10 protein-coding genes are annotated in these 12639 nt (G+C 34.0%); 6 read left to right on the top strand and 4 right to left on the bottom strand.

Annotation, left to right across the window (positions count from 1 at the left end; genetic code table 11):
* Positions 1-7 precede the first annotated feature (7 nt).
* Positions 8-1054: a toxin-antitoxin system YwqK family antitoxin gene (locus tag AC1DCD_RS00945; protein WP_464639617.1), complete on the bottom strand. Its 1047-nt coding sequence runs from the start codon at positions 1052-1054 to the stop codon at positions 8-10.
* A gap of 155 nt (positions 1055-1209) precedes the next feature.
* A complete protein-coding gene (locus AC1DCD_RS00950; protein ID WP_464639615.1) occupies positions 1210-2673 on the bottom strand; it encodes a glycoside hydrolase family 125 protein in 1464 nt (487 codons plus the stop codon).
* A gap of 635 nt (positions 2674-3308) precedes the next feature.
* Here AC1DCD_RS00950 and rlmN point away from each other — a divergent pair.
* Genes rlmN through AC1DCD_RS00965 form a run of 3 tightly spaced genes read left to right on the top strand, consistent with a single transcriptional unit; the run spans position 3309 to position 6414 of the window.
* Positions 3309-4352: a dual-specificity RNA methyltransferase RlmN gene (gene rlmN, locus AC1DCD_RS00955; protein ID WP_464639613.1), complete on the top strand. Its 1044-nt coding sequence runs from the start codon at positions 3309-3311 to the stop codon at positions 4350-4352.
* The gene (locus AC1DCD_RS00960) at positions 4345-5262 is read left to right on the top strand and encodes a DUF4837 family protein (RefSeq protein WP_464639611.1); all 918 of its coding nucleotides are present in this window, start codon (positions 4345-4347) and stop codon (positions 5260-5262) included. Before rlmN ends, AC1DCD_RS00960 begins: the two co-directional genes overlap by 8 nt.
* A 51-nt stretch (positions 5263-5313) precedes the next feature.
* On the top strand, positions 5314-6414 hold the full coding sequence (locus AC1DCD_RS00965) for a PdxA family dehydrogenase (protein ID WP_464639609.1): 1101 nt from the start codon (positions 5314-5316) through the stop codon (positions 6412-6414).
* 111 nt (positions 6415-6525) lie between these two features.
* Here AC1DCD_RS00965 and glmM read toward each other — a convergent pair whose 3' ends face one another.
* On the bottom strand, positions 6526-7920 hold the full coding sequence (glmM, locus tag AC1DCD_RS00970) for a phosphoglucosamine mutase (protein ID WP_464639607.1): 1395 nt from the start codon (positions 7918-7920) through the stop codon (positions 6526-6528).
* A gap of 27 nt (positions 7921-7947) precedes the next feature.
* Positions 7948-8589: a BamK family beta-barrel-assembly machinery protein gene (gene bamK / locus AC1DCD_RS00975; protein WP_464639605.1), complete on the bottom strand. Its 642-nt coding sequence runs from the start codon at positions 8587-8589 to the stop codon at positions 7948-7950.
* 240 nt (positions 8590-8829) lie between these two features.
* Between bamK and AC1DCD_RS00980 the strand changes: the two genes are divergently transcribed.
* The 3 genes from AC1DCD_RS00980 to AC1DCD_RS00990 all read left to right on the top strand — a co-directional run bounded on the left by AC1DCD_RS00980 (position 8830) and on the right by AC1DCD_RS00990 (position 12519).
* A complete protein-coding gene (locus AC1DCD_RS00980) occupies positions 8830-9699 on the top strand; it encodes an electron transfer flavoprotein subunit beta/FixA family protein (protein ID WP_464639603.1) in 870 nt (289 codons plus the stop codon).
* A gap of 14 nt (positions 9700-9713) precedes the next feature.
* The gene (locus tag AC1DCD_RS00985) at positions 9714-10736 is read left to right on the top strand and encodes an electron transfer flavoprotein subunit alpha/FixB family protein (protein ID WP_008448106.1); all 1023 of its coding nucleotides are present in this window, start codon (positions 9714-9716) and stop codon (positions 10734-10736) included.
* A gap of 73 nt (positions 10737-10809) precedes the next feature.
* Positions 10810-12519: an acyl-CoA dehydrogenase family protein gene (locus AC1DCD_RS00990; RefSeq protein ID WP_464639600.1), complete on the top strand. Its 1710-nt coding sequence runs from the start codon at positions 10810-10812 to the stop codon at positions 12517-12519.
* Positions 12520-12639 lie beyond the last annotated feature (120 nt).

Genomic DNA, 12639 nt, shown 5'->3' on the forward strand with positions numbered 1-12639 from the left:
TTTAATGTTATTTATTTTGGTGTCTTACTCCGTTATTATAAGTACCTGTTGCTTTTATTTGTCCGTTTTTATCATATTCTATAAAATCGCCATTACGCTTATTGTTTTTATAAATACCTCTAAAAACAGAACCATCAGCATAGCTAACAGATACGTTACCATTAAGCATACCATCGGAAAAAGCTCCTTCGTATGTATCTTGATTATGCTTAATTAGCTTGCCTTTACCATTTTGCTTATCGTTTTTCCATTCTCCTGTATAAATATCACCGTTATGCCATTTCATCATACCTGAACCACTTTTTTCTCCATCTACAAAATGGCCATAATATTCATCACCATTCCTATAACGTAACAGACCTGTTCCAGTACGCTGCCCATTAATATAATCGCCTTGGTAAACATCACGGTTGCGAAAATGATAAGTACCTCTACCGTTTTGCAGATCCTTTGCCCATCCTCCAGAATAATCATCACCATTAGAATAAATAAAGATACCACGACCTTCTTTTACATTATTTACCCAATTGCCTGTATAAGAAGACTTGTCTCTCCAAACAAACTGTCCATGACCATTTTTCATATCATTTTCCCATGAGCCATCATAATACGATCCATCTGCAAATATATATTTTCCTTCACCACATCTTTTGCCATTTTTCCAGCTACCTACATATTTATCTTTATTATAATAATACATAGTACCGATGCCATGTTGTTGATTTTTAAACCATAATCCTTCGTAAATATTACCATTAGAATAAGTATACCTACCATAGCCTAATTGCTGATCTTGAAACCAGTTACCCTCATATTTCTCTCCATTAGGTTTAGTAAGTGTGCCAATGCCCTCACGTACACCTTTAGCATATACTCCCTCATAAATACTTCCATCTGGATAAATTGTTTTACCCTTTCCCCATGGCTTACCACGAAACATCTCTCCATGAAACTTAGCATTATTTTTAAAAGTATAATTTCCGATAACTATGCCTTGGGAAAAAGTAAGAATAGGAAAAAGTAATAAAAGTAAAAAAATATATTTATGCTTCATCTTGTGATTGGCTATTTATAATAGAATGAAGGAATATCATTTAATTGCAAAGATAATTATATTGATTGATATAAACAAATATATAAATCTTTTTTAATCTTATGAGTTTTAACTTTAAAGATAAACAATATTATAAGTATCTATTAAATAGATTATTATAAACTGTTTAAAATATTAACTTTCCCCTCGTTAATTATCTTTAGAATTAACTCCCCAAAAAGTGTATTTTGCCAAGCAAACCATGGTCGTGTAAAATGGTTTGCATCATTCATATAAAACGATTCATGTATAAAACCAGTATTAGCATCGGTATTCATAAGCATAATAATACATCGTTTTATTTCTTCATCGCTCGTCGAAGTAAAAGCTCGCATCATAATAGACATTGGCCAAATCATATCATTCCCTATGTGCGGACTGCCAATGCCTTCACCAGCTTTGCCATGATGAAAGAAAGGATTGTCTTCACTTAATACGAAGCGACGGGTATTTTGATAGATAGGATCCTTAATATCTACATCTCCAAGATAAGGCATTGATAGCAAACTTGGGACATTAGCATCGTCCATGAGAAGATGATTTCCAAACCCATCTACCTCAAAGGCATATATCTTACCATATTTTGGATGATTATAAATAGCATATTTTTTTAGTGCGTTACTAACCTCAGTGGCTAAGTTAATACATTCAGAAGCTATAGTTGAATTTTTATTTACTTTAGAAAGAATTTCTGTAGCTTTTTTTAATGAAGATACAGCCATAAAGTTAGAAGGGATAAGAAACTGAAACGTAGTAGCATCATCTGATGGACGAAAAGCCGAAGCTATAAGCCCGACAGGCATTACGGGTGACCCCCATCCGGCGTTACTTAATGTGTCGTATGCACGATCGGTAACACGTAGAAAAGAATAGGACCCTCTTCCGTTTTTTTTCTGTTGCTCATGAAAAACCATGAGTATGTTATTAATTGCTTTTAGCCATTCTTTATCAAAAATACTTGCATCGCCAGTTACCTTCCAATATTCATATGCTAAACGAATAGGGTAGCAAAGAGAGTCTATTTCATACTTACGCTCGTGCAGCTCGGGTTTCATTATTGTACCATCGCTCATCCACTTGCCTTTAGGGTCAGGTGTTTTGTTAAAGCCATTAGCATAAGGATCTATATTAATACATTTAAACTGGCGAAGAATGAGCCCTTTTATCATATCCTTTATTCGTTTGTCTTTATTTGCAAATTGGAGATAAGGCCATACTTGTGCACTAGAGTCTCGTAACCACATAGCAGGTATATCTCCTGTATATACAAAAGTATCAGGATTGCCATTAATGTCAGTTGTAAAATGAACAGTAGTATCTAAAGTGTTAGGAAAGCAATTTTCAAACATCCATGCTAATTTCCTATTCTTTAGCATTTTTAATATACGTCTTATTTCTTTATCTACAACGTCTGATTTAAAAAGCCTATCAGCTTCTTTTGGACGTTGACAAACATAAGTAATAGCATCTTTTACGCAAGTGTTTACAAGTATTTTATCTTTATTGATAGATATATTATTAGCCATGATGTTAGGGCAAATAACACTAAAAACAGCTGTTATAAGAAATGATATTTTCATTGATATGCTTTAGTTATATTAATTATATAGATTATATGCAAATGTACATAAATTCTTCAAATTATAAGTTAGATATGAACAAAAAAGACAATAATTTGCAAACTGTTAGCATTTCTTTCTTTGTGTATATATTGAAAAAGAGTAAAATGTTTATATTTTATTGCGGAATAACATATATACTTGCAATGAAAAGAATAGGTATTATAAATAAAAATAGATTATTTTTGAATATAAAATAGATTAAAAATCTATCAAAAATAAGTTATTTTTCTTCTATAAAGATTATGTTTTTATAGTTTTAAGCATACTTATTATTATATAAAAGTTATATTAATATGTTTTGAAAATACCGTTTCCCTTTAAATATTTTAGAACAATATGTATAAAGTTTTATAATTAATAACTTTTGATAAGCATGTGCTTTTATATTTCCCTACATTTAGTACTTTAAAGCATATAAGTTATAGCGTATAAAACATATTGTCATATATTATAGTAAAGAAACTATCTTGTCGGATACACCTTTCTTTTATAGCTCATTGAATTACAATCTTTTAAACAGTTTTAGCAGACTAATAAGATATAAAAATATAAAACTATTAATCTTTTCATGTCTTTTTATTAACTTTGCAAAGATGAACAAGACAATTATAGAAAAACTTCCCTTATTGGGCAAGACTCTTTTTGAGCTAAAGCAAATAGCTAAAGATATTGGTTTACCTGCCTTTGCTGGTAAACAAATAGCAGAATGGCTATATATAAAGCATATTAAGAGCATTGATGAGATGACAAATATATCGAAAGCTAATCGTGAGAAGCTTTCAAAGGTATATACTATTGGCTGCAAAGCTCCCATAGATGCACAATACTCAAAAGATGGTACAATAAAATATCTTTTCCCTACGGAAGAAGATAAATTTGTAGAGACAGTTTATATCCCTGATAACGACCGTGCTACGCTATGTGTTTCATCACAAGTAGGTTGTAAAATGAATTGCTTATTTTGTCAAACTGGGAAGCAAGGATTTGAAGGAAACTTATCGGTAACAGATATTCTTAATCAAATTTATTCATTACCTGAGCGAGAAAAGCTAACAAATATAGTTTTCATGGGTCAAGGTGAGCCTATGAACAATATAGACAATGTGTTACGTACTACTGAGATTATGACAGCAGAGTATGCATATGCATGGTCGCCTAAACGTATAACGGTAAGTAGTGTAGGAGTAAAAAACAAATTAAAAAGATTCTTAGACGAGAGCCAGTGTCAGGTAGCTATAAGCATGCATTCTCCTTTAGAGGAACAGCGAAAGGAGTTGATGCCTGCAGAGCGAGCTATGAGCATAAAAGAGGTAATAAATCTTTTACATAATTATGATTTTTCGCACCAGCGTAGATTGTCTTTTGAATATATTGTTTTTGGTGGGAAGAATGATAGTTTAGAGCATGCTAAAGCTATAATAAATCTTGTAAAAGGCTTAGAGTGCAGGGTTAATCTCATTAGGTTTCATCAAATACCAAATGTTCCTTTAAAGGGGTCTGATATTTCTACAATGGAACATTTTCGTGATTACTTAACAAGGCATGGTGTTTTTACAACTATTCGTGCCAGCAGAGGACAGGATATTTTTGCAGCATGTGGTCTGCTTTCTACGGCAAAGAAGAAAGAAAATGTATAAAAATATTTATTACTTTTGTCTACTCCCCATTATATTATTTGCTTTTTTAGGGTGTAAAGATATAGCAAGTAGACCTAAAAGTGTAGGTAAACCATATGAGGTATTAGTTGTGGGCGATGTAAATAATATTGTATATAATGCCCTATCTGTGCCTACACCGGGATTGCTCCAGGCTGAACCCATGGTAGATGTAATAAAAGCTAAAAAATTATCTGTGAGTAATAATAACTTTCGTACAATAGTAGTTGTACAGATTAAGAAGACAACAAAAAAAGGTATACCTTCAGCCTGCTTAATAGAAAAAGATAATGAGTTCGTAGACAATCAATTAGTTATTTATATTAAAGCAGAAGATGAGGCTGTATTAAAAAGAATAATGCCAGAAGTTCTCATAAAAATTCTTCAAAAAGAGATTATGCGAGAGCAACAAAATCTCATTCAAAAACCTAATAATAAGGCGGAAGCATTAGTACTGAAACTTTTTAGGAAACAAATAAGTTTACCAACAGAGCTCACAGAAAGCAAAGTGGGAAAAGACTTTTTGTGGTTATCTAATAATGCTTCAGAAGGAATGATGAATATTTGTCTTTATTATATTAATGAAAAAAAGTTTCAAGCACAGCATGATAGTGTTATGCAACAAAACATTCAAGGAACTCAGAAAGGTGATTATCTTGCCCTTGCTAATATATCAAGTAAAACTATAAGCAAACATACAGGCAACATAACGATACGAGGAACATGGCAGATGAAGAAAGATGCAATGGGAGGAAGTTTCGTTACTTACTTATTACCAAAGGTAAAAAAGCAAGATAAATGTTTAGCAGTAGAAGCTTTCCTTTTTGCTCCAGAAAAGGAAAAACGTAATCGTATGCGTCGACTGGAAGCTGCCTTATATACGTTACACTGAAAATTTTTATGATAAAAAACATATTAAACACTTACCAACTCATATTACAGAATGGAAAATAACAAAAAACTACGCATTGCGATAACCCATGGTGATACTAATGGGACTGGTTATGAACTTATTTTTAAAACCTTTGCAGAACCAGGCATGTTAGACCTTTGTACGCCCATTATTTATGGATCGCCCAAAGTAGCTACTTATCACCGCAATGCTTTAAATATAGAGGCTAATTTTACTATCATTAATGATGCCACAGAAATGGCTGAAAACAAAGTTAATCTATTACCAATATTAGAAGAGGAGGTAAAAGTAGACCTTGGAGAAGCATCTGAAGAATCGGGTAATGCAGGCTTAGTAGCAATAGATCGTGCTTTAGAAGATTATAAAAAAGGTCTGTTTGATGTTCTTGTAACATGTCCGTTAGATAATAATTATAAATTTCATTTTAGCGGGCAAAGTCGTTATATAAACGATCATCTTGGTATAATGACAGAAGGTTTGACTATATTAGTAAACGAAGGCTTGCGTATAGCTTTAGCTACACGCAACTTACCATTAAAGGACGTATGCGAATGTTTGACAAAGAATGTTATCGTAAAGCAAGCCACTCTTCTTCATAACAGTCTAAAACGCGACTTTCGTGTATCATGTCCTCGAATAGCTTTGTTGGGAGTAAATCCTAAAGCAGGAGATAGCGGATTATTAGGTTCAGAAGAAGTAGATATTATACAGCCTGCCATAGAAGAGTTAGCAAGTAATGGGATACAAGCTTTTGGAGCTTATCCTTCTGATACTTTCTTTGGCAATGGTGATTATGAACAGTTTGATGGTATTCTTGCAATGTATTACGAACAAGCATTTACACCTTTTCATATTATTCCTGCTAATAATGGAATAAACTATACAGCAGGACTTTCTTTAATACGTACAGCTCCTGATATGCCTAATCATTTGTCGCAAGCAGGTAAAAATATAGTGAAAATAGATGCTTTTCGAAATGCCATTTATGCAGCTATTGATATTTATCGTAATCGTTCTAATTATGATGAACCTTTTGCTAATCCTTTGCCTAAGCTTTATAAAGAGCGCAAAGAAGAAGGCGAAAAAGTACGTTTTGCAGTAAAACGCAGTGATAACATGCCTAAAGAGTAAGATATAAAGTTGAGCAGAAATTAAGTCGGTGTCTTTTCCGAGACTTAATTTCTGCCATATTATAATATATATGTATGCTTATATCGTATATGAAATGGTGTTTTAATAATTTTATTTTTCCATATCATATACTACTTGCATGAGCTTTTTACCTAAAGCATCAGCTTCTTCCATGGTTTTTGCTTCGCTATAAACACGTATTATAGGTTCTGTGTTAGATTTTCTAAGATGTACCCACGATTCAGGAAAATCGAGCTTTATGCCATCAATATCAGTAATAGTTACATCTGTATTATTACAATAAAGCTCTTTTATCTTATTAAGAATAGCATCTATATCAGTTCCTTTAGTAAGATCTATACGATTCTTAGCCATAAAGTATTTTGGATAAGTATCACGAAGTTCACTCACTTTCATACCTTTTTGAGCTAATAAAGTTAAGAATAAGGCTATACCTACAAGAGCATCACGCCCATAGTGAGACTCTGGGTATATTACTCCACCATTTCCTTCTCCACCTATAACAGCATTTACCTCTTTCATTTTAGTAGTAACATTTACTTCTCCTACGGCAGAAGGATAATATTTACCACCATGTTTTTCGGTAACATCGCGTAAAGCACGTGTAGAACTTAAATTACTTACAGTGTTGCCTTTCGTATTATTGAGAATGTAATCGGCTACAGCTACAAGAGTATATTCTTCACCAAACATCTTACCATCTTCCTGAATGAAAGCTAAACGATCAACATCAGGGTCTACCACTATTCCAAGATCATAACCCCCTTTTGATAATTCATTCATAATACTGGTGAGGTTTTTCTCTATTGGCTCAGGATTGTGTGCAAAGTCGCCATTAGCTTTGCCATTAATAAAAGTGTAATCGACGCCTAATCTGTCAAGTAGCTGAGGTAAAATCACACCACCTACAGAGTTTATTGAGTCTACTACAACTCTAAACTTACTCTTCTTTATAGCATCAACATCTACTAAATTAAGGTCTAATACAGCCTCAACGTGTCGTTCATCGAAAGTATCATCATCACGATAAGATCCTAAGGCATCAACGTCAGCATAGTCGAAATCTTCAGATTCTGCAATACTTAACACTTCAGCACCCTCTTTAGCTGTAAGAAATTCCCCCTCATTATTTAGTAATTTCAAAGCATTCCATTGACGAGGATTATGTGATGCTGTAATTATTATACCTCCATCAGCCTCCGACATACGAACAGCCAACTCTGTTGTTGGGGTAGTAGCTAAACCTATATTAATCACATCTGCTCCCATGCCCATTAAAGTGCCACATACAATGTTTTTTACCATCTTGCCTGATATGCGAGCATCACGACCTACAACTATCTTTAGCTTTTTATTTGGGTGTTTACGACCAATAAAAGTGGTATAAGCTGTAGTAAACTTTACTATGTCTAAAGGGTTTAAGGTATCGCCAACATGACCTCCTATAGTGCCACGGATACCTGAAATTGATTTTATTAAAGTCATAATATTTTTTTTATACTTAAATATTTCTTATTCTAATCCTCTTTGGAAAGTTATATCATACATACAAGGATAAACATCATGAGTAGCATTTGCTTGACCTTGCTGTGATGGAACTATAAGCCTAACATGGGCTAACTTAGAGCTTGAGTTGATTAATCTTCCTATCTTTAAATAAGGTATAGGCACTAACCAGCCGCTTGGTACTGACGTACTACCATAAGCAGTAGCCATAAGACTTGAAGCATTATTAAAAGAAGCTGTGTACGTACCTTTAAAGTTGGTTAAAGAGATTTTATCTACAACATTACTCCATAGCAATGTATTATTTGATAATTGTATAGTGCCTGTTAATATATTATATTCCGAAAATCGTATAAGTATGCGTGCAGTCTCTCCGCTTTTTATAAAATCGCCTGTACCTTTCTCCCTAATCTGCATATAAACACCGCTATTAGGAAACAAAACATATTGTTTTTTTATAGTGTCTGTAGTGTTATTCTGGCTAACAAATTGCTCTTGGCTTATTACATTTATTTCATTTTTTATAATATAAGCATTTATAGCATTATTCTCGCGATCTAATTGATCAGCATAAGTTTCATGTTTGTTACATGAAGATATTACTATAACACTTGCTGCTAATGCGCATAAGGAAAATATTTTTTTCATTCTTTTAATTATTAATATACCTTGCAAAGGTAAGAAAAGTAATTAAGAAAGCTATTTTATACTTTGATTTTATATCTTTTTTATTTTTTATTTAGTATAATATCTATCTAAAGTATAGATAAGTGTGATGTATTTGCAGAAAAAGAGGGTAAAAGTTTTCTATTATAGCAGAAAAATCTTACTTTTGCCATAACATACTCGTAAACTAAATATCATATATAAAACAAATAATATATAACTATGAGTTTAAAAATTGTAGTACTTGCTAAACAAGTGCCAGATACACGTAATGTGGGAAAGGACGCAATGACAGCGGCAGGTACAGTTAATCGAGCAGCTCTTCCTGCTATTTTTAATCCAGAAGACTTAAATGCTTTAGAACAAGCATTAAGGTTAAAAGAACAAAATCCTGATTCTACGGTAGGTGTATTAACAATGGGGCCTCCACGTGCTGGTGAAATTATTCGTCAAAGTCTTTATAGAGGAGCAGACACAGGTTGGCTGCTTACCGACCGCAAGTTTGCGGGTGCCGACTCTTTAGCTACTTCTTATGCTTTATCTATGGCAATAAAAAAAATAGGAAATGTTGATATTGTCATTGGTGGACGTCAGGCTATAGATGGTGATACTGCACAGGTAGGACCTCAAGTAGCTCAAAAATTAGGATTAAATCAAGTAACATATGCAGAAGAGATAGTTAAAATAGAAAACGGAAAGGCTATTATTCGTCGTCATATTGATGGTGGGGTAGAAGTGGTAGAAGCTCCTTTACCTGTACTTATCACAGTAAATGGTTCTGCAGCACCAGCTCGTCCTTGTAATGTTAAGCGTATAATGAAATATAAGTATGCTACTTGTCCTATGGAACGCACAGGTAAAGAGACGTGGCAATATCTTTATGATGAGCGTCCTTATTTAACACTTCATCAGTGGTCTGTGGCTGATGTTAATGGTGATGAGGCTCAATGTGGTTTAGCTGGTTCACCTACTATGGTAAAAGCTGTGCAGAATATTGTGTTTCAAGCAAAAGAGAGTAAAACGCTTAGTAGCTCAGATGAAGATATAGAAGGATTCATGAAAGAGTTATTAGAAGAAAAGATTATAGGCTAAAATAAGGCAAAGTAATGAATAATGTTTTTGTATATTGTGAGCTTGAAGGTACTACAGTACAGGAAGTTTCACTAGAATTATTAACTAAGGGAAGAAAACTTGCTAACGAACTTCAAGTAGAATTACATGCTATTGTAGCAGGCTCTGGTATAAAAGGTAAAGTAGAATCTCAAGTGCTTCCTTATGGTATAGACAAGTTATTTGTGTTTGATGATGAGCATTTGTTTCCCTATACATCTGCACCTCATACAGATATTTTGGTTAATATCTTTAAAGAAGAATCTCCACAGATATGCTTAATGGGGGCAACTGTTATTGGGCGAGACCTTGGTCCACGTGTATCATCTTCACTAACAAGTGGGTTAACTGCCGACTGTACTCAGTTAGAGATAGGCCCATATGATGATAAGAAAGAAGGTAAACACTATGATAAGATATTATATCAGATACGTCCAGCTTTTGGAGGAAATATTGTAGCTACGATAGTTAATCCTAAGCATCGTCCTCAAATGGCTACAGTACGTTCTGGAGTAATGCAGAAAGCTATTTATAATGGTAAGGCAAAAAATGAGGTTGTATATCCTGATGTAAACAAGTATGTTAGTAAGTTGAGTTATGCCGTAAAGGTGTTAGAACGTCATGTGGAAGCAGCTAAGCATAACTTAAAAGGATCTGCCATAGTTGTTGCTGGAGGCTATGGCGTAGGTTCTAAAGATAATTTTGAATTATTATTCCAATTAGCAAAGGAGTTACATGGCGAAGTAGGTGCTAGTAGGGCAGCAGTAGATGCTGGCTGGATAGATAATGATCGTCAAATAGGTCAAACTGGTATTACTGTTCACCCTAAGGTTTATATAGCTTGTGGTATTTCTGGTCAGATACAACATATAGCAGGTATGCAGGAATCGGGTATTATCATTTCTATAAATAGTGATCCTGATGCACCTATTAATCAGATTGCTGATTATGTTATAAATGGTACTATAGAAGAAGTGGTGCCTAAAATGATTAAGTATTATAAGCAAAATACAAAATAGAAAATAATTAAAGTCCCTGAGAAAGAGATTTTAAGTCAGCAATTTTAAAGAAAAAACTTGAAAAGATATAATTATGGCTAATTACTATACAGAACATCCAGAGATTGAGTTTCATCTCGATCATCCATTAATGAAGCGCATAGTTGAGCTTAAAGAACGTAACTATGCCGATAAAGAAAAGTACGAAGAAGCACCTGTTTGCTACGAAGATGCTATTGAAAACTATAAGCGAATACTTGATGTTACTGGCGAAATAGCAGGTGAAACAATTGCACCTAACTCTGAAGAGGTAGACTTAGAAGGTCCGCACCTTATCGATAATCGTATGCATTATGCAAGCAAGACTCTTGAAAATCTTGAAGCTACCCGTAAAGCAGGTTTGTGGGGTGTTAGTATGCCGCGTCGTTATGGAGGATTAAATCTTCCTAATGTAGTTTTCTCAATGATGTCGGAAATGATATCTGCAGGTGATGGGGGATTTCAAAATATATGGTCATTACAGAGTTGTATTGATACCTTATATGAATTTGGAAATGAAGAGCAGCGACAGAAATATATACCACGTATCTGTGCAGGTGAAACAATGTCTATGGACTTAACAGAGCCTGATGCTGGTTCCGATCTTCAGCGTGTAATGTTAAAGGCAAGCTTCGATGAGAAAGAGAATTGTTGGCGCCTGAATGGTGTGAAACGTTTCATAACGAATGGTGATTCTGATATACATCTTGTACTTGCACGGTCAGAAGAGGGTACTAAAGATGGACGTGGTCTGTCTATGTTTATCTATGATAAGCGTAATGGTGGAGTTGATGTACGTCATATAGAGAATAAATTAGGTATACATGGATCACCTACATGTGAATTAGTTTATAAAAATGCTAAAGCTGAATTATGTGGTAATACACGTTTAGGTTTGATAAAATATGTCATGGCATTAATGAATGGTGCTCGATTAGGTATTGCTGCTCAATCTGTAGGTGTTAGCCAAGAAGCTTATAATGAAGCCTTAGCTTATGCTAAAGAACGTGCTCAGTTTGGTACGAAAATAATAAATATGCCTCCTGTTTATGATATGCTATCTAGAATGAAAGCAAAGCTGGACGCTGGACGCTCACTACTATACCAAACTGCACGTTATGTGGATTTATATAAGGCTTTAGAAGATATTGCTCGCTTTGAGAAACTATCACCTGAGGAGCGTCAAGAAATGAAGAAATACACTCGTTTGGCAGATGCTTTTACTCCAATAGCAAAGGGTATGAACTCAGAATATGTTAATCAAAATACCTACGATAGCATATCTGTACATGGCGGTTCTGGTTTTATTATGGAGTATAAGTGCCAGCGTTTATATCGTGATGCACGTATTTTCTCTATTTATGAAGGCACTACCCAGTTGCAAGTTGTTGCAGCAAATAGATATGTTATGAATGGGACTTACTTAGGCATTATGCGTGAAATGCTTGCTGAACCAGTATCTAAAGATATGCAACCATTATCTAAGCGAATAGAGAAAATGGTAGAAGAATATGAATCATCTATCAACAAAGTGAAAGAAATGGAAAGTCAAGATGCACAAGATTTACTTGCACGTCGTCTTTATGATATTACAGCTGAGATAATTATGGCTTTGCTTATTATTGCCGATGCATCAAAAGCTCCAGAGCTTTTTGCAAAGAGCGCACATATATTTGTACAAATGGCAGAAGAAAATATAACTGGAAAGATAGCTTATATTAATAATTTCAAAGTTACAGATCTTGTTAATTTTGAGCAAAAATAGAAAGGTAATAAGTTAATTCATTATTATTTTCTACCTTTTTATAAATCGAGTAGGAGGTAAACCCTAATCATAGGTGTTTATTTCCTACTTTCGTGTTCACCGACCTCTCACACCACCGTA

The organism is Prevotella sp. C0209C1 (genome assembly GCF_056583855.1).

Excerpts from the sequence above, each read along its gene's own strand:
- AC1DCD_RS00945 (WP_464639617.1), bottom strand. The coding sequence starts at position 1,054 with ATGAAGCATAAATATATTTTTTTACTTTTATTACTTTTTCCTATTCTT.
- AC1DCD_RS00950 (WP_464639615.1), bottom strand. The coding sequence starts at position 2,673 with ATGAAAATATCATTTCTTATAACAGCTGTTTTTAGTGTTATTTGCCCT.
- rlmN (WP_464639613.1), top strand. The coding sequence starts at position 3,309 with ATGAACAAGACAATTATAGAAAAACTTCCCTTATTGGGCAAGACTCTT.
- AC1DCD_RS00960 (WP_464639611.1), top strand. The coding sequence starts at position 4,345 with ATGTATAAAAATATTTATTACTTTTGTCTACTCCCCATTATATTATTT.
- AC1DCD_RS00965 (WP_464639609.1), top strand. The coding sequence starts at position 5,314 with ATGGAAAATAACAAAAAACTACGCATTGCGATAACCCATGGTGATACT.
- glmM (WP_464639607.1), bottom strand. The coding sequence starts at position 7,920 with ATGACTTTAATAAAATCAATTTCAGGTATCCGTGGCACTATAGGAGGT.
- bamK (WP_464639605.1), bottom strand. The coding sequence starts at position 8,589 with ATGAAAAAAATATTTTCCTTATGCGCATTAGCAGCAAGTGTTATAGTA.
- AC1DCD_RS00980 (WP_464639603.1), top strand. The coding sequence starts at position 8,830 with ATGAGTTTAAAAATTGTAGTACTTGCTAAACAAGTGCCAGATACACGT.
- AC1DCD_RS00985 (WP_008448106.1), top strand. The coding sequence starts at position 9,714 with ATGAATAATGTTTTTGTATATTGTGAGCTTGAAGGTACTACAGTACAG.
- AC1DCD_RS00990 (WP_464639600.1), top strand. The coding sequence starts at position 10,810 with ATGGCTAATTACTATACAGAACATCCAGAGATTGAGTTTCATCTCGAT.